Below are 19,459 nucleotides of genomic sequence, written 5' to 3' on the forward strand. Positions count from 1 at the left end.
ATGAGTCCGATGCGCTCAGGGCGTAACACGCACGGACGAGGCCGGGCTAGGCTCGCTGAGCGCGCCTGTACACCACGTGCCGCCGGTGCGGATGGTGGCGGCCCAGCCGGGCCGCCACCATCCGGGGGAAATGGCGTCATTAGAGGTACGACACGCCGGCGACACGCCTCCAACCAGCTTCTAATGCTGCAAAACCCCCACCGCAGCCAGCCTCGTGCGCCACGTCGCCTACAAGACCTGGGCGCAGGGCCGATTGGCGCTACAACGTGGCGACGTTGAAACCACCAACACCACTGCTCGCCCCCAACAGGGGACCGCTGAAACCGGCATCACCTCTGCACCCGAAAACTGCACCAAAAACACCCATTTCGCACCCGCAAAGGCGATGACGGTTTCAGACAACCGCCCCAGCTGGCCTACAGGGCCAGGCTGCGGTGCCCATAGTGGTGGTGGGGCCGGCTGCGGTGCCCGTGGGCGGCGGCGGGGCCGGCCGGGCTTCGACCCAACGCACCAAGCCACACGTCAGCGCACCAGGTCCCACTGGTGTGGGGGGCGCCGGAGGGTCCGGAGGGCACGGGCGGGCTTCGAGATCGACCACTCCGAGCCGTCAGGCTCGCGTGTGGCGATCTCGCGGGCGGCCGGGCCCGCCGGCGCCCGCAACACCAGCGGCGCAACACGCCACATAGGCACAACAAAACCGCCCGGCCCTACAGGGGCCGGGCGGCTCAGTCAGTATCAGAGGCTCATCGCAGAACAACGATGATGTCGGGGTCTCCGAGGCCACTCTCCTGGCGAACGTTGGAAATGCCGAGCTTGGCGGCAACGTCCTTCGCGGTTCCCTCCATGCGGGGATCCTCGTAGAAGACGGTGGAGGTCTGCGTGGCCCAGCCGTCGGCGTTCGCGGCGGAGGTGCCCGCGTACCCGGCCTGGTTCAGGATCTGAGCCTGCTGGCCCGCGAAACCTTGGGTGCCGGTGCCGTTGAGGACCTGGATGACAGCTCCGTGGTCGGGCTCAGAGGAAGCCGACGGGGAGGAGGAGCTGGCGGAAGGCGTGGGCTCAGCGGAAGGGGTGGCCTCGGGCGTGGGCGCCGCCGAGGGAGCGGCGGCGCTCGGGGTGGTCGCGGCGGGGCTGGGCGCGTTGCTGACAGTGGCCTGCTGGCGCGACAGGGCGGTCGCCGCTGCCCATCCAAGGGCGGGAACGATCACGAGGATGGCCAGGAAAGGCCAGACGTTCTTCCACTTGGACGGCTTGGGGCGGTGCATGCCGACGGGCATATCTTCGCCGGCGCGGTCAAATTCATCCCTGGGGTACTGAGAACTCACGCGTTCAGACTATCGGAAAAGAGGGAGCGGGGCGCGAGTGGCGCGCGGGGAATGTGGCGTGGCCTGTGCGGCATTAGGCTGGTGCTATGAGTGAACACAATCCGCGTCCGTTGGCCGAGTTGATTGATCCGGGCTGGGCTCGGGCGCTGGCTCCGGTGGAGGGGCGCGTCCACGAGTTGGGCGCGATGTTGGCCGCTGAGGTCGAGGCGGGACGCGGCTACCTGCCTGCGGGCACGGATGTTCTCCGCGCCTTCACGTACCCCTTCGAAAAGGTGAAGGTCCTGATTGTCGGGCAGGATCCGTATCCGACGCCGGGGCACGCGATGGGCTTGTCCTTTTCGGTGCGCCCCGGGGTGGCGTTGCCCAAGTCGCTCATCAACATCTTCCGCGAGCTGAGCGAGGACATGGGCGTTCCCGCTCCGGCGTCCGGGGATTTGACGCCGTGGAGCGAGCAGGGCGTGTGCCTGCTCAACCGCGTGTTGACGGTGCGCCCGGGTGCCCCCGCGTCGCATCGAGGCCGGGGCTGGGAGGAAGTGACGCAGTGCGCGATTGACGCCCTGGTGTCTCGGAAGCGCGAGGATGGCTCGCGCGCTCCCCTCGTGGCGATTTTGTGGGGCAAGGACGCGCAGTCGCTCGCGCCGCGCCTGGGTGACACGCCGATCATTGCGTCCGCCCACCCGTCGCCGCTCTCGGCGTATCGAGGGTTTTTTGGGTCGAAGCCGTTCTCTCGCGCAAATGAACTGTTGGAGGCGCAGGGCGCGTCGGGCGTGGATTGGTCGCTGGGCGCTTCTCATTGACGAGGCCGGGGTACCTCACCCGAACGGGCGAGGTGGGTTGCGGCTGCGGTGCCGCGGTGAGGGACTCCGTGGAGCCGGCTATCGGACTCGAACCGATGACCTGCTGTTTACAAGACAGCTGCTCTACCAACTGAGCTAAGCCGGCGGCGGACACTAGTGTGCCACAGGTGGGGGCTGGTGCGCGCGGGCGGGCTGTGTGGTTTTGTGCGCCATGGGTGCCGCCGGATCAGGCTCGGGCGGGCCGGAAGACTGGCGAAAAAGTCGGGTTGACGTGCGCGTCGCCCGCTCGGAACAAAAAACTGTGGGGTGGGGCCGCTTAGCGGTCCCACCCCACAGTATGCGAAGGCTCAGTTGGAGCTGTCGGTCGTCTCGGAGCTCTGGGCTTCGCCGGCGCCGCTCTGGGAGGGCTCGGTGGCCTCGGGTGCCGGGGTCTCGGTGGTGCCCTGGCTCGCGGAATCGGTGATGCCGAATACCTCCGCGATCGTCTGCTTGGCCGAGGTCAGCGGGGTGTGCAGCGCGATGACGGTCGAGTGATCCTTGATCAGCTCGGGGGTGCCGAGCCCGTTGTTACGGCCGCTGTAACCGGCGTTCTGCCAAGCGGTGGTTGAGGCCTTGAGGTAGTCCTCGGCGGCGTTGAGCGGGAAGGTGTCGATGACGTCGGAGGGGACACCCACCTCGGCGGCGATCGTCTTGACCTGCTTCCAGGAGGCCTCGAGGTTCTGGACGACGGTGCCGTTGGACGCCTGGTACTGGCTGGCGAAGTAGGCGAGCAGCGCGTGGTGGAAGTCCACCCACTTATCGGGCGCCTTCTGGGCGACGATCAGCGAGGCGCTGGTCGCGGGCTTCAGGTAGTCCATGTTGACGGTGATGACCGGCTGGAGCTCGAGGTTGTAGTGCCCCTGGGCTGCCCAGGTGGTGAGGTCCTTGCCGGCGGCGACATCGAGGTCGGCGCACACGTGGCAGGTGTAGTCGAAGTATTCGGTGAGAGTGGGCAGGTTCGGGTCTGCCTCGGTGACGACGCCATTCCCGTTGACGATGACCGGTCGGCCGTCGGCGTAGATGCCGAGGACGTCGGAGGCGTCGACGTTGCGCGCGGCGTTGACCTGCGCCTGCTGCTTCCAGATCACGCCGCCGACGGCTGCGACGACCGCGAGGACGATCGCGGCGACGGCGGAGATGACGATGATGCGGGTGCGGCGGTCAGCGCGCTCCTGCGCCTGGCGCATCTGCGCGGCTTTGGCGCGCACGGGGTCGACGGCCGGCTTCTTCTTCTGAGCCATGGACTCACCTTCCGAAAGTAGTTGAATGTTGCAAGAATATCGGGCGCAGCGTGGCCGCGCTTAGTGCGGCAGCCCACCTGTGACGATGAACCACGCACCCGCAAGGAACCCCACACAGCCTACCGCGAGGAGGCCTCGCCCCCAGGCAGGACGCACGGCCGAGCGCAGCGTTGTGGACACACCAACCCTCAGATCGGCAGCAAACGGCATGAGCCAGGCAGTCAGCATCATGAGCGCAGCGAGTGCCCACACGACGATCGTTCCGCGCGGGTCGCTCAGCCAATAGTCCGTGCGATCAACACCGGTGGATGCGACGACATCGGCAGGCCATGACCACAGGACGCGCCCCTCGCGCGAGTAGGACACGAAGGCCCAGATCCCGTACGGAACGAGGCCCCCGACGACGAGGCCAAGCGCGGTCGATAGGATCGAGCGCACCAGCAGGATCGGCGACATGGCGATGACGGCCGCAGTGTCACTAGCCTTTGCTCCTCGCAGAATCCGACGACGCGACAGCCAGCGCGACATAGCACCGATCAGACCAAAAGCAGTGAGCGCAATCCCCACGATCATGGATCCGGTGAGTCCGAAAAGGAAGGGCAAGGAGGCCAGGAGGGCCATCAGCGCACCGCCCGAAATCCACGTCCCCTTCGCCGCGGACGAGGCCCGCTCCGCCTGAGCGTCGCCCACCCCCATCGCCGGGTTGGGATTCCACTGGGGACCCGCTGTCATCTGCTGTGCGGGGACTCCGGCCTGCAGATAGGGCTGCTGCCCATAGCCGGGGGCAAAACCGGGATCATACGCGCCCTGCGGACCCGGGTACTGAGGCTGAGCGTAGGGGGCCATGACCTCGGTGGGATCCGAGTCGTCGACGCGCTGCCAGGTGTCGGTGGCGTCGTCGTGCCAGGCGACTTCCCCGGTGTCATCGGACCAGTCGCCATACCCCTGTGCAACGGACGCGGTGTCCACCACGTCGGTATGGTCGTTGGCCGCGGTGAACTCCGAGGCGTCGCGGCGCGGGTGCTGCGGATAGGAGACGGCGCGCGCGCCGGAGGCGTCCGGGCGTTGCCCTGCATCCTCCCACTCGGGAGGCGCGGCGATCTCCTGGGGGTCCGAGTTCACCATCTGCGTGCGCATGCCGGTGTCGAGCAGCTGCGCCCAGTTCACGGTCACGTAGTCGAGTTCGCCGGGAGCCCACCCGACGGCGCTCATGAGATCGGCAACAATCAGGGAAGGTGACGGACGATCGTCCGGATCGGGGGCGAGCCCGCCCGCGAGCGCGTCGGCGACCATGGGGTGCAGTCCGGCGAGGTCGGGGTCCCCTTCGAGGACGCGCAGCATCGTTGCGGACACGTCGCCCTTGCCAAAGGGCGGGCGCCCGGTGGCGCAGGACAGCAGGGTGGCACACCACGCCCACCAGTCCGACTCCTTCGTGGCACCGTGGCCCTGCAGGAGTTCGGGCGCGGTGTACCCGGCCGTCCCCGACACGAGGCCGGTGCTGGTCAGGTGCTGATCGGAGGTCGCCATCGCGATACCGAAGTCGATGAGGACCGGGCCGCGCGGCGAACAGATGATGTTGGAAGGCTTAATGTCGCGGTGGATGATGTTCGCGTGATGAACGGCCGCGATCGTGGACGCCAGGTGATAGGACAGGGCGGCGACGCCGCGCAGAGGAACCGGCCCGGAGACGAGGATTTCCGCGAGGGTTGGGCCCTCCACGTACTCCGAGACGACGAAAGGCTGGGAGGCCTCGGTTTCCGCATCGACAATGTGCGCGACGAAGGGCGAGCGCACAGAGTTCACAGTGCGAGTCTCGCGCTCCAGCCGCTGACGCGACTCCTCCGAGGCGGCCATCGCCGGGTGCATGGCTTTGAGGGCGACACGCGTGCCGCCCCCGTCTTCGGCGAGCCAGACCGTCCCCGCCCCGCCCGTACCGAGCCGACGGATCAGCCTGTAGCCGCCCAGTTCCTCGCCTTCTTCCACGCCCTCAGCGTACCTGGCCCCTCCCCCATCTGCGGCCACCCGCGCGGGGCGGCCCCGGCCTCGTCCCTAAATGAGACGAGCGAACACACACTGTCAATCCATCATGTGGCCCGAACTGTACACCCGCGAGCGAGCGTGCTAACTTCGCTATTAGTCGCGCGCGCGGAACGATCCGCGTTCGCACTCCGTGGGCGAAGACGCTCCACGGTCACCCCACTACGGATCGTCCGGCACGTACCTGCCGGTGGGAAGGAAAACTCCATGGCAACCGTTACCTTTGACAAGGCCACCCGCGTCTACCCGGGTTCTGACAAGCCCGCCGTTGACCAGCTCGACCTCGAGATCAAGGACGGCGAATTCCTCGTTCTCGTCGGCCCCTCCGGCTGTGGTAAGTCGACCTCGCTGCGTATGCTCGCCGGCCTGGAGGACGTGAACTCCGGCCGCATCCTCATCGGCGACAAGGACGTCACGGACGTTCCGCCGAAGAACCGCGACATCGCGATGGTCTTCCAGAACTACGCTCTCTACCCCCACATGTCGGTGCGCGAGAACATGGGCTTCGCCCTGAAGATCGCCGGCACCCCGAAGGAAGAGATCAACAAGCGCGTCGAAGAGGCCGCTAAGATCCTCGACCTGGAGCCCTACCTGGACCGCAAGCCCAAGGCCCTGTCCGGCGGCCAGCGTCAGCGTGTCGCCATGGGCCGCGCGATCGTCCGTAAGCCCCAGGTGTTCCTCATGGACGAGCCCCTGTCGAACCTGGACGCGAAGCTGCGTGTCCAGACCCGTACGCAGATCGCCTCCCTGCAGCGTGAGCTCGGCGTCACCACCGTGTACGTCACCCACGACCAGACCGAGGCTCTGACGATGGGCGACCGCATCGCGGTCCTCGCCGGCGGCCTCCTCCAGCAGTGCGGCACCCCGCAGGAGATGTACGAGCGTCCCGCCAACGAGTTCGTCGCTGGCTTCATCGGCTCCCCCGCCATGAACCTGGGAACCTTCACGGTCGAGGGCGAATGGGCAAAGCTCGGCCCCGCACGCGTGCGCGTCTCCGAGGCCGCCCGCGCCGCGATGACCGATGAGGACGGCGGAAAGATCAAGATCGGCTTCCGCCCCGAGGGCCTGGATGTCGTTGAAGACAACTCCGAGGGCTCCATCCCCGTCGAGGTCGACTTCGTCGAGGAGCTCGGCTCGGACGCCTACGTGTACGGCCACCTGGCCGGCGCCGCCGAGGGCGAGACCCTGGGCTCCGGCTCCGAGGGCACCGGCAAGCAGCTGATCGTGCGCGTTCCCCCGCGTACTGCCCCCGCGCGCGGCGGCGTCCTGCACGTGCGCATCCGCGAGGGTCAGCAGCACAACTTCTCCGCTGCGACGGGCGTTCGCCTGCCCGAGTGACGCATAGCGCTCACGCACAGCGATAATCGGCCCCGGCCTCGTCCACTCGTACCTCCAGGACGAGGCCGGGGTTTCGCTATGCCCACATGTGTTCTTGGCCGCGACTAGCGCACATGCCGCGTCGGGGCTATACGCACGGCGCTCGAGATGCGATAATCGTTCTCATGGCTTTGGACATTACGGCGGCCGCAGTCGACCCCGCCCTTTTGGACCTCCCGTGGGATGTTCCCCTCGAGGAGTGGCCGTCCAACCTACTCGCGGCGCTCCCCCGCGGCATTTCCCGCCACATCGTGCGCTTCGTGAATCTGTCTGGCCGCGTGCTCGCGGTCAAGGAGATCGGTCCGACGGTCGCCCACCACGAGTACGACCGCCTGCGCGACCTGAAGCGTCTGGATGCCCCGTCCGTCCAGCCGGTCGCCGTCGTCACGGGACGCGAAAGCCCCGAGGGCGAGGAGCTCAACGCGGCCCTCATCACCGAGCACCTGCAGTTCTCCCTCCCCTACCGCGCGCTGTTCTCCCTGTCGATGCGTGAGGACACCGCGACCCGCCTCATCGACGCGCTCGCCCTCCTCCTCGTGCGCCTCCACCTCCTCGGCTTCTACTGGGGCGACGTCTCCCTGTCGAACACGCTGTTCCGCCGCGACGCGGGCGAGTTCGCCGCCTACCTGGTCGACGCCGAAACCGGCGAACTACACCCCAAGCTCACCCCCGGCCAGCGCGAGTACGACGTCGACCTAGCCCGCACGAACATCATCGGCGAACTCATGGACCTCCAGGCCGGCGGTTTCTTCCCCGAAGACGCCGACCCGATCGACGTCGGCGACCGCATACGCACCCAGTACGACCTGCTGTGGACCGAAGTCACCGCCGAGGAATCCATTCCCAACGAGCAGCGCCAGTACCTCGTCAGTGAGCGCATTCGCCGCCTCAACGACCTCGGTTTCGACGTCGCCGAGCTGCATATGTCCACCGATTCGTCCGGCGAGCGCCTCGTCATTCAGCCCAAGGTGGTCGACGCCGGTCACCACAACCGCAAGTTCATGCGCCTGACCGGCATGGACGTCGGCGAGCACCAGGCGGCGCGCCTCCTCGCTGACATCGACGTGTGGCGCGCGACGAACGGCTTCCAAGATCTTCCCCTCGAGGAGGCCGCCCACGAGTGGCTCACCGACGTGTTCGCCCCCGTCGTGCGTGCGATTCCGCGCGAGCTGGCGGGCAAGCTGGAGCCCGCGCAGCTCTACCACGAGTATCTCGAGCACCGCTGGTACATGGCCCAGCAGGCCGGCCACGACGTATCACGAGACGATGCCTTGGCCTCGTACGTGGAGACGATCCTGCCCTCCAAGCGCGACGAGGCCATCCTCATCGAGCCCGCCCCAGGTCGCGCGTCCATGCTCAGCGCCGAGGCGAACCCCGACCTATGGTGAGGGGGCACAACGCCCCATCCCGTTCACGTTAGGAGCACCTATGTCTGAATTCCCCCGCATCTTTGCCCACAGGGGCGCATCCTCGCTGGCTCCCGAGAACACGATCGCCGCGTTCGCCAAGGCCATGGAGGTCGGCGCGCGCTGGTTCGAGTTCGACGTGGACATCACGGGCGACGGCTCGCTGATCGTCATTCACGACGACACCCTGGACCGCACGACGACGGGGTCCGGCTCGTACTACCAGCTCGGGTTCTCGGACATCCGCCGACTCGACGCCGGCCGCTGGTTCTCTGACACGTACCGCTTCGAGCGCATTCCCGAGGCCGCGGATGCCCTCGCATTCGCGCATGCCCAGCAGATGGGCGCGAACCTGGAGATCAAACCCTGCGCGGGCGGGGATCGTCTGCGCGAGCGCCTGATCGAGGCCCTGGCCGTCACGCTGGCCGGAGACAAGGTTCCGTCCCGACTCATCGTCTCCTCCTTCGACCACGACCTCCTCGCGGCCTTCCACGAGGCGTGCCCGACGGTTGCGCTCGGCTGGTTGATCGAGCGCGCCTCCGAGGAGTGGCGCGAGGGCGCGGCCGCCCTGGGTGCGACAGCGATTCACCCGGGCGTTGAGGGCCTCACCGAGTCCGACGTGCGCGCGATGCGCGACGCGGGCTTCGAGGTCAACGTGTGGACCGTCAACAACGTCGAGCAGGCTCGCGAGCTGGCCTCGTGGGGCGTCACCGGCATCTTCACGGATCGCCCGCAGGACTTCCCCGCCGAGGCCCTGAAGGCCTGACGAGTGCGGGCGCTTCCGCGCCACCACCGACCTGATTTCCTACGAATACGCGCACTTCCGCGCCAGCGTCGACCTGATTTCCTACGAATATGCGCACTTCCGCGCCAGCGTCGACAGACAAAGCAGCCGGGGTCGCTCACGCGACCACGGCTGCTTCATACGTATGCGGCGGACGGCTTCCTACGCCTCGCCCGCGCGGCGCGCGAAGCGCTTAGAGACGTGCTTGGCCAGGGACAACTCGGCGATCGAGTCGACGACCATCAGGCCGCCCACGATGCCCGCGAAGCGCATCCAGCCCGAGCGCGGCGACGAGGCGCGCACCGCGGCCACAAGCATGCCGGTGCCGACGATGGCCTCGGCGGCGACGGCGGCGTGGATGATCCACGGGCGCTCGACGGCCACGGACTCGTAGGAGTTCCACAGGGGCTTCACGACCGACTGCGGCTGTCCCATCATGATGTCGACGCTACGACCAATCGCGTTGGAGATGCCGCGAGCCAGGTGCACGGAGACGCCCTCGACGTCCTCGAGGTCAGTGGTGCCCAGGAGGAAGCCGGCGACGGAGCCGGGCAGGCCGAGGGCGCGCACGACCTTCCACACCGATTCCTCGCCGGTCGTGGCCACGGAGGCCCACAGGGCGTCGGCGTCGGAGCCCGGGACGGCCTCGGCAATCTCCAGGAGATCGAGACGGTCACCCACGAGATCAATGACCTCGCCGGGCAGCTCCGAGGTGCGGTCGTGTCCGCCGGGGACGATCGCTGCATCCATACCCCAGTTGTGGGAGATGATGTGCTCGAGGTGATCGTCGGTGACCAGGAATACCTGGAATTCACCGTCCGTCACGGAGAGAGTCACGAGCGGCAGATCACCAAAGTTCCACCCCTCCTTCTCAGCGGGCAGCTCAGCGAGAAGCGCGCGGTGATCATCGGCGAGCTCGAGGTCACCGAGATCCACGCCCTCAAGGGCCGCGAGGAGCGGCACGGACGAGGCAGGGGTGCGACCGATCTCGACGATACGAGTCGGGGTGGGTTCGACGGCGGTAGCCTCCTCCTCATCGGAAGGCCAGACCTTGCCCAGCGGGGAGTCGCCCTCGGGCAGGTGATCGGCGGTTGCGTTGCCGATGCGCACCTCAGCGTCGAACAGAATGGCGAGCTCGTCGGCCAGTTCCGCGGGGGTGGGGCCGGGAACAACCTCGGTCGAGCCGGCGGGGACAGTGGCGACGCGCTCCTTGTCGACCGCGACGTTCAGGCCAAGCAGCTGGGGCGAGGAGGGGAACCACTCGAGCTGGGCAAGGATCGAACGCTCCTTCAGCTCGCCGGCGACCACGCTGGGATCCAGATCGTGGCCGATGATCATGCCTTCAATGCGAGTCCATTCCTGGGCCATGTCGCTACCTTCCTGTCCGTGGTGACATCGTCTCACCACTCTATAGTTCCATTGTGTCGCGTAGGTCGCTATTTCGCTCGCCCGCGCGGTCAGTTACGAGATTTTGTGTTGCTGCGCCTGCCACGATCATCACGGTCCACGCGGCCTGGGTCCAAAGCACATCATTCTTTCAGTATCCGACGCCCGTCATTGGGTGGTCCTCGCTGCGGTTCATTCCGCAGTTACCTCATCATACGGCGCGCAAACAGCCGGTTTCAAGAGGCATTGTGCCCTGAACGGCCGAGACGAGGGAGGCACGAGGCGTCACACATCGACAGGTTTGAGTCCTTCGTCATACGCTGCTATCCTGACCCGTTACGCGGCTCTACGGACAAGGGGGCCGCATCCCTCACGTGAAAGCAGCTATCATGCCTCTCCTCAGCACCGCAGCAATCGCCGTCGCCGCCACTGTCCTCTTTCTCCTATTCCTGTGGGCGAGCTTCGTCTCCGCGTCGCCGGGCGAAATTAAGGTGATCTCCGGCCCCCGAGGCCAGCGCGTCCTCCACGGCAAGACGGGCTGGAAGGTCCCCCTGCTGGAGCGCGTGGACACCATGACCGCCTCGATGATTTCCGTCGACGCTCAGACCACGGACTTCGTCCCCACGAACGACTACATCAACGTGCGTGTCGACGCCGCCGTCAAGGTCCGTATCGCGACCGATGATCCGACGCTCTTCCGCGCTGCGACGCGTAACTTCCTGTACAAGACGACCTCCGAGATTTCCGAGGAGGTGCGCGACACCCTGGAGGGCCACCTGCGCGCCATCATCGGCCAGATGCGCCTCACCGACATCATCACCGACCGCGCTGCCTTCTCCGAGCGCGTCCAGGAGAACGCGAAGCAGGACCTGGAGGAGATGGGTCTTGAGATCGTTGCCTTCAACATCCAGAACGTGACCGACCAGAACGGCGTCATCGACAACCTCGGTATCGACAACACCGAGCAGATCCGTAAGACCGCGGCCATCGCGAAGGCGAACGCCCAGAAGGAGGTCGCGCAGGCGACCGCCGTCGCCCAGAAGGAAGCGAACGACGCACAGGTTGCCTCCCAGCTTGAGATCGCCCAGAAGCAGACGGACCTCGCCAAGCGCCAGGCCGCCCTGAAGGTCGAGGCCGACACCGAGAAGGCGAAGGCCGACGCCGCCTACGAGATCCAGTCGCAGATTCAGCGCCGCGACATCGAGCGCGAGACCGCGCAGGCCGACATCGTCAAGCAGGAGCAGCAGGCCGTCATCAAGGAGAAGGAAGTCGTCGTCACCAAGCAGGCCCTGCAGGCCGAGGTGAACGCGAAGGCCGACGCCGACCGCTACGCCGCCGAGAAGAAGGCAGACGCGGCCCTGTACGCGCGCCAGCGCCAGGCCGAGGCCGAGGCGTTCGAGCGCACCAAGAAGGCCGATGCCGACAAGCAGGCCATGCTCGCCGAAGCCCAGGGTATCGAGGCTCGAGGCCGCGCGGAGGCCTCCGCGATCGGCGCCAAGCTGACGGCCGAGGCCGAGGGCCTCGAAAAGAAGGCCGAGGCCATGACCAAGATGAACCAGGCGGCCGTTCTGGAGATGTACTTCCGTGCCCTGCCCGAGGTGGCGCGCGCCGTGGCCGAGCCCCTCTCCAAGGTCGAGACGATCACCATGTACGGCGAGGGCAACAACGCCCAGATGGTCGGCGACATTACGAAGTCGATCAGCCAGATCAACGCGGGCCTGGGCGATTCGCTCGGCCTGGACCTGCAGCAGCTGTTCACGGCGCTCGTGGGCGCCAAGGTCGTCTCCCCGACGATCTCCGACGCGGTTGCGGAGGGCGTGCGCGACGCCTCCGTCCCGAATCCTCCGCAGGAGTGAGCGAGGCTCGCGCACAACGCGGGCAGCAGCCACCTGTGAGGCGTGCGCACGAAGCACGCCCGAGCGTGAGGTGCGACCACGCGTGAGGCGGGCTCGCGACACGGACCGCTCGTGATACGGGGCGGGATCCTACGGGATCCCGCCCCGCTGCTATCCCCAGTTTTCCCACCGTCGGTACCCCACCCCGCTATCGGCTTTCCACCCCACTGTCACACCCTCCTCCCCCATCGGTGCCCTTCTCCACAACCGACGCTCCGCTCCCCCCCCCCCAAAAAAAATCGCACGTAATTTAATCCGGTCACTTTTTGAGATAGCTAGAAAACGTTGTAATTCCAACAATGCTATTTCATACCTTTAAGTAGCCACGGGGGAATTACGTGCGACGTTGGTGGGAAACCTTCATGTGTCACGATCTGGCTTCCCGGCGTTACAAGCACCACTAGAATCCAGCCGAACCTAGCGAGAACCTAGAGCAAAGAAGCCACCAAAACCCTCCACACGACGTAGCCACCTACTTATACTTAAGCATCGAACCCATAGCGAAAGGCTCCCTCCTCGTGAGGGTTGGGGCCGCTCTGAGCAGCCTCGTTCTTCTCGGTGTGGCAGGACTGGCCTACCTGTTGGTCGCCGACGTCTACGACACGTATCCACAACTCGCCTATCACACTGTCTTTACTGTGCTCGGCGCGCTCATTCCACTCCCGCTCGCTTTCTTCTTCGGGTTTGTCGCACTTCGCATCCGCACTCTGTCGCTACAGCAGCTGATGACGAGCGCAGCAAGATGCATGTGGAGCTTCTTCGGTCTCTTCCTGCTCACCTGGCTGCTCGAGGGGTTCCTTATTGGAGAGGCACCCGGCCCCTTTATGTACGTGTGCGTCGGCACGCTCATCCTGTCGGCAACAATCGCACGCCTCCTCATGCTCGGCGCACGCGCCGCAAATCCCGCATAGGACCAGGCCGGGCAACACACGGACAATAAGCCCCGACCGATTGGAGGCCGCCGCGGGGCCAGGCCGCGGTGCCGGTGGGTGGCGGCAGGGCCAGGGCGGGCCTCGAGATCGACCACTCCGAGCCGCAGGCTCGCGTGTGGCGATCTCGCGGGCGGGCCGCCGCCCACCGGCACACACAGCGGCCGGGCCCATCAAGGCAGGCCGCGCGGCGGCCGGAGATCTGTCGGGGCCACAAACAACACAAAGCCGCCCGGCCCCACAGGGGCCGGGCGGCTCACGCATCAGGCCGCTAGGCGGCTCTCAGCGATTGTTTCAGCGCATCTGCGTGCCGGCAGCGCCCAGGCGCTCGCAGGCCTCGACAACGCGGGCGGCCATGCCGGCCTCGGCCGACTTGCCCCACGTACGCGGGTCGTACTGCTTCTTGATGCCGACCTCGCCGTCGATCTTGAGGACACCGTCGTAGTTGCGCAGCATGTGGTCAACGACCGGGCGGGTGAACGCGTACTGCGTGTCGGTGTCGACGTTCATCTTGATGACGCCGTTGGCGACAGCGGTGGCGATCTCCTCGGCGGTGGAGCCGGAGCCGCCGTGCATGACCAGGTCGAAGGGACGGTGGTCGAGGCCGTAGTGCTCAGCGACCTCCTTCTGGATGGTGCCGAGCAGCTCGGGACGCAGCTTCACGTGGCCGGGCTTGTAGGCGCCGTGCACGTTACCGAAGGTCAGAGCGGTCAGGTAGCGGCCGTTCTCACCCAGGCCCAGGGCCTCGACGGTCTTGATGGCGTCGGCGGTGGTGGTGTACAGCTTCTCGTTGATCTCGCCAACGACGCCGTCTTCCTCGCCACCGACAGCGCCGACCTCGATCTCGAGGATCGTGTTGGCCTTGACGGACAGGGCGAGCAGTTCCTTGGCGATCTCGAGGTTCTCATCGAGGTCGATGGCGGAACCGTCCCACATGTGGGACTGGAAGGTGGGCAGCTTGCCTTCGGCAACCTGGCCGGCCTCGATCTCGAGGAGGGGGCGGACCCAGGAGTCGATGTTCTGCTTGGCGCAGTGGTCGGTGTGCAGAGCCACGGTGATGCCGTAGTTCTTGGCAACCTCGGTCGCGTAGGCAGCGAGGGCCAGCGAGCCGGTGACGCGGTTCTTGATGGTGGAGCCGGAGCCGTACTCGGCGCCGCCAACGGACACCTGGAGGATACCGTCGGACTCGGCCTCGGCGAAGCCCTGGAGGGCGGCGGTGATGGTCTGGGACGAGGTCACGTTGATCGCGGGGTAGGCGAACTTGCCATCCCGTGCGCGATTCAGCATCTCTGCGTAGACCTCAGGGGTTGCGATAGGCACTTGGAGCCTCCTAATCGAGTGACAGTTTTGTCGTGTTAGATTCTCTCACATTTTGCACGAGCGGGGAGGGGAAGGAAGTCCCGTTTGGACGGTTTTCTTCCAACCCCTCCCCGACTGCTATGCGTCAGTTGGAGCGGCCGATGCGGACTCCGAGTTCGGCGACAGACATGACGTCCGTCAGGTCCTTAGCAACGTCAGCCTGGGCCGAGGTGCCGCGGAATCGGAGGTAGGAGCCGTTGCCCGCAACCGGGATGTCCACGGTGCCGGGGACATTCGCCAGGGAGGTCACGAGGACGGGGTTACCCTGTGCGCTCGGGTTGCCCTTGTTGTCACCCTGACCCTTGAGGGCGTCGCGCGAGCCGGCGAGGTAGATCTGGACGTCCTTGGCGCGGCCCGAGGCCTTGGGGCCGTTACCGGCGCGCGGCGTGTAGGAGACGGCACAGACGTCGTATCCGGTGGAGCCGTTGCCGATCTTCAGGTCGATCCAGTGGGGCCACTTGCGGGCGTTGTCGGTGCCGGGCAGCTTGGCCTTGTTGGCATCGATGTACTGGGAGTGCCAGTAGGTAGCGGGGTCACCGTCGGTGGCCATGGATTCCTTGCCGCGCTCCCAGCGGGTTTCGACAGAGTCGGCTGCCACGGCCTTGGCCTCGATGCGCGGGCCGCACACGCCGATCAGGCCTTCGCTGGCGACGGTCTTCTCACCGGAGTGCGAGACAGTGACGGTGAAGGTCGCTTCACCGAATTCGGTGGTGGGGCGCGCCCAGAACTTCACGACGCGGGTCTCGCCTGGGGCGAGGCGGTCGATCGGCTGGGGGCCGTTGGCGAGCTTCCAGGAGTTGGAGACCGCGGGGGTCAGGTGGATCTTGGTGGCGTCCGTGGTGCCCTTGTTGGTGACGGAGACCTTGAGGACGGTTTCGCCCCAGTTCTCGTCGCCGACGATGGGCAGAGAGTTGCGATCCATGCCGGACAGGGCGGTCTTCGGGTAGGCCTCGTCACCTTCACGTTCGATGCTGACATCGAGGGCCGAGGAGGCCTGGGAGGTGAGGGTGAAGACCGAGTGGCTGTCGACGGTGACGTCGAGCGGCAGCTGGGCGACGGTACCTTCGGCAGTCTTCTCGCCACCGTTGGGGCGGCGCGACAGGTAGCCGGAGTCGATGACGCTCAGGTACTGGTTCGTCATGGCGTTACGCAGGCGGAAGCCATCGCCGGCGGGCTCAGCAACCCACTTCTGGGGGTTACGCGTCGCATAGTCGCCCTGGAACGTGGGGGTGAACTCCTGGCTCGTGTCAGCGCATGCGTAGGCGACCGCAGGGTGTCCGGGGGTCGTCGACACGTGGGTCTCGGAGTTCGGCGTTTCCTCGGAGTAGACGGCGAGGCAGCGGTTCGCGTTGACCGAGCGGATCTGGTAGTAGCCGTCGGGCGTGGCGGTCAGATCCCAGTTATCGGAGGCAGTGCCCGCGGTCGGGGTACCACCCGACACGCTCAGGGCTCGTCCGTCGGCCAGTGCGATCGTGTACTGGCCGGGGGCGAGGGTGTCGCGCGTGGGGTCGACGTAGGTGGAGGGTTCACCCAGGGCCTTGATGCGCGCCTTGAAAGCCTCAACGTTTCCGTCGGCCTTGGGGGTCTTGGCGTTCCAGAACATCTGGGCGCCGTAGCGCAGGCCTTCGGTGACCCACGCTTCGGCCTCGTGGTCAGTGACCTTGCCGTGGCCGCCCTGCCAGATGGAGACCTTGCCGCCGCGGATGGAGGCGTCGGGAACCGTGTAGCCGTTGTTCTGGTAGAACGAGTTCATCGTCCACGTTCCGTAGACGCCTTCCAGGCCCTTCACCTGCATGACGTAGGAGGACGGCTGATCACGGTAGTAGTACAGGGCGGAGGAGGCGTTGACGACGGTGTAACCCGCGTCAACGAGGGCCTTGACGGGCAGGCCGCGGTTGGCGTCCTTCTTGCTGGACTCGCCCTTGCCCCAGTATTCGATGATGACGTCCTTGTCGACCGCGATGCGCGAGATATCGGCGATTCCGTCGTTCCACACGCGCAGCGTGCCGCCGCGGGACTTGACGTGCGCGTTGACCTTGTTGATGAAGTCGTTGAACGCGGCGTCGAAGGTCATCGACTGGTCGCCGTAGTGGTTGCGGATCTGTGCGAGGTACTTCTTGAAGTCGCCGGGGCCCTGCTTGAAGAAGAACTCGTCGGCGCCCATGTGCCATTCGGTGGAGCCGAAGGTGTCCATGTACTCGTCGATGAGGTCGAAGTAGAACTGCTGGGCGGCGGGGTCGATGAAGTTGAGGTGGTTGGGGCTCTTCTTACCGGAGTCGTCAGCGACCTGGTACTGCGGGAAGTTGCCGAGGATGGTGCCGGTGTGGCCGGGGGCGTTGAGGAGCGGAACGACGCGAACGCCGACCTCACGACCGTGCTCGACGATGGCCTTGACCTCATCCTTCGTATAGTAGGAGAAGGAGGTGGTGGCGGGGTACTTGTCGGACTTGATGCGCAGCTCAAGGGACAGGTAGTTCATCTTCAGGTCGGACATGCGGTCGATCTGTCGGATGATCCAGTCCGGGGTGATGTGGGTGCCGCAGGCGCACAGGGTCGCGCCACGGTCGGCGAAGCGCGGGATGTCGGTGATGCTTCCGGCGGGCACGGTGCCCTGGCCGGCGCGCACTGCCTGCTCGATGGTGCGGGCGCCCCACAGGAGGCCGGCGCGGGTGGCAGCCACGACCTGGGCGCCGTTTGCGTTGACGGTCAGCTGGTAGCCCTCATCACCGAGGTCGGTGCGGGACGCGTTGATCGTGAGGGTGACGGCGTTGGAGGCGGGGGCCGCGCCGGTGCCCTCGGTGATGCCGGTGATGCCGGCGTCAGTGAGAGCGCGGCTCAGCAGGGCACTGACGCCGGCAGCGTCGGCGGAGTCAGTGCGGACGATCTGCAGTCCGCTGGCAGGGGTCCAGGAGCCCGAGGCCGAGGCCCATCCTTCGAGGGAGGGGATCGTTCCGGGGACCTGGCTGGCCGCCTGCGCGTTCAGGTGGGAGGTCAATGGTACGAGGACCGCGGCGACGAGGGCGCACACGGACGTGAGGATGAGTGCGACTTTCGCTCGGGTGCGCGCGAGCCGCGGCGCCCGCGCATGGCTTGGCGATGACTGAGGCATTAATTCTCCTGTTCAACGGTTTGCTTCCACGCAAACTGTCCAAAGCCCGAATTAAAACGGATGCTCCGTATCCATTCCGACTACTTTTTAGCTTGCGAATACTATCAAAGATCGGAGGATAAAAACAATAGAAACGGTAAAAGATCAGTTGATCAGTGAGAATATCGGCCAACCGGGTTAATTAGTGCATTTCAGTTTGACACTTCGCCCACAAGTCACTAGTTTTGTGCGCCCTCCAGACGCGACGCATGCGCCCACATAACGATCGCGGCGGCATGACCAACATTCATGGATCGAGTCGAACCGCGCTGAGTAATGGCGACGATGATTTCGCACGCCCGGATCATCTCCTCGCTCAATCCGGAGGCCTCCGATCCGAACACCAGGCACGCGCGCTCGGGCAGCACCGCGCCTTCGAGCGCGACGGACCCCTCAACGTTGTCGACGCCGACGAGTGTCAAGCCTTCCTTCGAGCAATGCTCAACGAGTTCACGCACTTCGGGATGGTGATCCACCGGCAGGTAGCGGTCGGTGACCATCGCGCCGCGTCGGTTCCACCGCTTGCGCCCCACGACGTGCACGCGGCGCGCACCCATAGCATTCGCCGTTCGCACAATCGACCCGATGTTGAAGTCGTGATCAAGATTCTCCACTGCGACCTCGAAGGGCAGCGAGCGGGCAGCAATGTCCGCGCGAATCGCCTCCATCGTCCAGTAGCGGTAGCGGTCTTCGACGTTGCGCCGATCCCCCGCCTTCAGGAGCTCCCGATCGTAATGCTCGCCGACCGGCCAGGCGGCCTCCCCACCCGGCCACGGACCGACCCCGACCTGCCCGGACTGCGCGGCCCCGGCCTCGTCGTTCCCGCACACGCCGTCACGCGCGATGTCACATCCGTTTTCGAACTCGTTCACGGATCCCACCCTAGCGGCACCGTAGAATGGAGGCATGACTGCCCTGACGCACAAACCGACACCACTGACCGATTTGCCTCCCGTCACCGCGTGGCTCTCCGACATGGACGGTGTCCTGGTCAAGGAGAATCGGGCGCTTCCGGGCGCGAACGAGTTCCTCGCCGCTCTGCGCGGGAAGAATATCCCTTTCCTGGTCCTCACCAACAATTCGGTGTTCACGAACCGCGACCTGTCCGCACGCCTGGCGAACTCCGGCCTGGACATCCCGGAGGAGAACATCTGGACCTCCGCGAACGCGACGGCCGCGTTCCTGCACCAGCAGTCGCCCGGCTCAACCGCGTACGTCATCGGCGAGGCCGGCCTGACCACCGCTATCCACGCCGCGGGATACGTCATGACTGAGATCGATCCCGAGTTCGTGGTGCTCGGCGAGGTGCGTTCCTACGACTTCCACGCGCTAACCCACGCGATCCGCCTCATTGAGGGCGGCGCAAAGTTCATCGCGACCAACCCTGACGTGTCGGGCCCCTCCGACGAGGGCACCCTCCCCGCCTGCGGCGCCATCGCCGCAATGATCACGGCCGCAACCGGACAGAAGCCCTACTTCGTGGGCAAGCCGAACCCCGTCATGATCCGCGCTGGCCTGAACAAGATCGGCGCGCACTCCGAGAGCGCCGCAATGGTCGGCGACCGCATGGACACGGACGTGCGCGCGGGTGTCGAGGCCGGCCTGCGCACCCACCTGGTCCTGTCGGGTTCCACGGCCCGCGAGGACATCAACAATTTCCCGTTCCGCCCCTTCGGCATCCACGAGGGCATCGGCGATCTCATCGAGCTCGTCGAGGCGGCGCACTGACCCACACCGAT

At 66.1% G+C, this 19,459-nt stretch carries 14 protein-coding genes and 1 tRNA gene; 7 read left to right on the forward strand and 8 right to left on the reverse strand.

All coding sequences use genetic code 11. The annotated features are described in order from the left end of the window. Window positions 1-743 precede the first annotated feature (743 nt). Window positions 744-1,274, reverse strand: coding sequence for a LytR C-terminal domain-containing protein (locus JJJ16_RS07015; RefSeq protein ID WP_219752014.1), 531 nt, complete (start codon window positions 1,272-1,274; stop codon window positions 744-746). A 134-nt stretch (window positions 1,275-1,408) separates the two neighbouring features. Here JJJ16_RS07015 and JJJ16_RS07020 point away from each other — a divergent pair, with 134 nt between their 5' ends. Further along, complete coding sequence (locus tag JJJ16_RS07020; RefSeq protein WP_219751877.1) at window positions 1,409-2,119, forward strand: uracil-DNA glycosylase; 711 nt, start codon at window positions 1,409-1,411, stop codon at window positions 2,117-2,119. 69 nt (window positions 2,120-2,188) lie between these two features. On the opposite strand, the gene JJJ16_RS07025 is transcribed toward JJJ16_RS07020, so the two are convergent. The 3 genes from JJJ16_RS07025 to JJJ16_RS07035 form a co-directional block, all read right to left on the reverse strand. Beyond that, window positions 2,189-2,264: transfer RNA gene (locus JJJ16_RS07025), tRNA-Thr, on the reverse strand. A 202-nt stretch (window positions 2,265-2,466) separates the two neighbouring features. After that, entirely contained in the window at window positions 2,467-3,399 is a 933-nt protein-coding gene (locus JJJ16_RS07030) for a DsbA family protein (protein ID WP_219751878.1), read from the reverse strand. 60 nt (window positions 3,400-3,459) lie between these two features. Next, on the reverse strand, window positions 3,460-5,382 hold the full coding sequence (locus JJJ16_RS07035; RefSeq protein ID WP_219751879.1) for a serine/threonine-protein kinase: 1,923 nt from the start codon (window positions 5,380-5,382) through the stop codon (window positions 3,460-3,462). Window positions 5,383-5,643: 261 nt separating this feature from the next. Here JJJ16_RS07035 and JJJ16_RS07040 point away from each other — a divergent pair, with 261 nt between their 5' ends. The 3 genes from JJJ16_RS07040 to JJJ16_RS07050 all read left to right on the forward strand — a co-directional run bounded on the left by JJJ16_RS07040 (window position 5,644) and on the right by JJJ16_RS07050 (window position 8,985). After that, window positions 5,644-6,774: an ABC transporter ATP-binding protein gene (locus tag JJJ16_RS07040; protein ID WP_219751880.1), complete on the forward strand. Its 1,131-nt coding sequence runs from the start codon at window positions 5,644-5,646 to the stop codon at window positions 6,772-6,774. A gap of 164 nt (window positions 6,775-6,938) precedes the next feature. Further along, complete coding sequence (locus JJJ16_RS07045) at window positions 6,939-8,201, forward strand: DUF4032 domain-containing protein (protein ID WP_219751881.1); 1,263 nt, start codon at window positions 6,939-6,941, stop codon at window positions 8,199-8,201. Window positions 8,202-8,241: 40 nt separating this feature from the next. After that, a complete protein-coding gene (locus JJJ16_RS07050; RefSeq protein WP_219751882.1) occupies window positions 8,242-8,985 on the forward strand; it encodes a glycerophosphoryl diester phosphodiesterase in 744 nt (247 codons plus the stop codon). A 180-nt stretch (window positions 8,986-9,165) separates the two neighbouring features. Here the strand turns inward: JJJ16_RS07050 and JJJ16_RS07055 are convergent, their stop codons facing one another. After that, window positions 9,166-10,371 (reverse strand): hypothetical protein, encoded by a 1,206-nt coding sequence (locus JJJ16_RS07055; protein WP_070835883.1) that lies wholly within the window; start codon window positions 10,369-10,371, stop codon window positions 9,166-9,168. Between the two features lie 407 nt (window positions 10,372-10,778). On the opposite strand from JJJ16_RS07055, the gene JJJ16_RS07060 reads away from it, so the two are divergent. Continuing rightward, window positions 10,779-12,245, forward strand: coding sequence for a flotillin family protein (locus tag JJJ16_RS07060; protein WP_219751883.1), 1,467 nt, complete (start codon window positions 10,779-10,781; stop codon window positions 12,243-12,245). Window positions 12,246-12,844: 599 nt separating this feature from the next. Further along, on the forward strand, window positions 12,845-13,195 hold the full coding sequence (locus tag JJJ16_RS07065; RefSeq protein ID WP_219751884.1) for a hypothetical protein: 351 nt from the start codon (window positions 12,845-12,847) through the stop codon (window positions 13,193-13,195). Window positions 13,196-13,507: 312 nt separating this feature from the next. On the opposite strand, the gene fbaA is transcribed toward JJJ16_RS07065, so the two are convergent. From fbaA to JJJ16_RS07080, 3 genes are all read right to left on the reverse strand, one after another. After that, the gene (fbaA, locus tag JJJ16_RS07070) at window positions 13,508-14,533 is read right to left on the reverse strand and encodes a class II fructose-bisphosphate aldolase (RefSeq protein ID WP_007588850.1); all 1,026 of its coding nucleotides are present in this window, start codon (window positions 14,531-14,533) and stop codon (window positions 13,508-13,510) included. A gap of 124 nt (window positions 14,534-14,657) precedes the next feature. Continuing rightward, window positions 14,658-17,600 (reverse strand): family 20 glycosylhydrolase, encoded by a 2,943-nt coding sequence (locus JJJ16_RS07075; protein WP_318836531.1) that lies wholly within the window; start codon window positions 17,598-17,600, stop codon window positions 14,658-14,660. A gap of 299 nt (window positions 17,601-17,899) precedes the next feature. Continuing rightward, window positions 17,900-18,628 (reverse strand): TrmH family RNA methyltransferase, encoded by a 729-nt coding sequence (locus JJJ16_RS07080; RefSeq protein WP_219751886.1) that lies wholly within the window; start codon window positions 18,626-18,628, stop codon window positions 17,900-17,902. Between JJJ16_RS07080 and JJJ16_RS07085 the strand changes: the two genes are divergently transcribed. Then, window positions 18,627-19,448: an HAD-IIA family hydrolase gene (locus JJJ16_RS07085; protein ID WP_219751887.1), complete on the forward strand. Its 822-nt coding sequence runs from the start codon at window positions 18,627-18,629 to the stop codon at window positions 19,446-19,448. The genes JJJ16_RS07080 and JJJ16_RS07085 overlap by 2 nt on opposite strands. Window positions 19,449-19,459: the final 11 nt, after the last annotated feature.

The sequence above is a fragment of the Schaalia sp. ORNL0103 genome (assembly GCF_019429565.1).
Lineage (GTDB): Bacteria > Actinomycetota > Actinomycetes > Actinomycetales > Actinomycetaceae > Pauljensenia.

What these genes read in the sequence shown, in the direction of transcription:
- JJJ16_RS07015 (WP_219752014.1), bottom strand. Translation starts at nt 1,274, where the DNA reads ATGCCCGTCGGCATGCACCGCCCCAAGCCGTCCAAGTGGAAGAACGTC.
- JJJ16_RS07020 (WP_219751877.1), top strand. Translation starts at nt 1,409, where the DNA reads ATGAGTGAACACAATCCGCGTCCGTTGGCCGAGTTGATTGATCCGGGC.
- JJJ16_RS07030 (WP_219751878.1), bottom strand. Translation starts at nt 3,399, where the DNA reads ATGGCTCAGAAGAAGAAGCCGGCCGTCGACCCCGTGCGCGCCAAAGCC.
- JJJ16_RS07040 (WP_219751880.1), top strand. Translation starts at nt 5,644, where the DNA reads ATGGCAACCGTTACCTTTGACAAGGCCACCCGCGTCTACCCGGGTTCT.
- JJJ16_RS07045 (WP_219751881.1), top strand. Translation starts at nt 6,939, where the DNA reads ATGGCTTTGGACATTACGGCGGCCGCAGTCGACCCCGCCCTTTTGGAC.
- JJJ16_RS07050 (WP_219751882.1), top strand. Translation starts at nt 8,242, where the DNA reads ATGTCTGAATTCCCCCGCATCTTTGCCCACAGGGGCGCATCCTCGCTG.
- JJJ16_RS07055 (WP_070835883.1), bottom strand. Translation starts at nt 10,371, where the DNA reads ATGGCCCAGGAATGGACTCGCATTGAAGGCATGATCATCGGCCACGAT.
- JJJ16_RS07060 (WP_219751883.1), top strand. Translation starts at nt 10,779, where the DNA reads ATGCCTCTCCTCAGCACCGCAGCAATCGCCGTCGCCGCCACTGTCCTC.
- JJJ16_RS07085 (WP_219751887.1), top strand. Translation starts at nt 18,627, where the DNA reads ATGACTGCCCTGACGCACAAACCGACACCACTGACCGATTTGCCTCCC.
- JJJ16_RS07080 (WP_219751886.1), bottom strand. Translation starts at nt 18,628, where the DNA reads ATGCCTCCATTCTACGGTGCCGCTAGGGTGGGATCCGTGAACGAGTTC.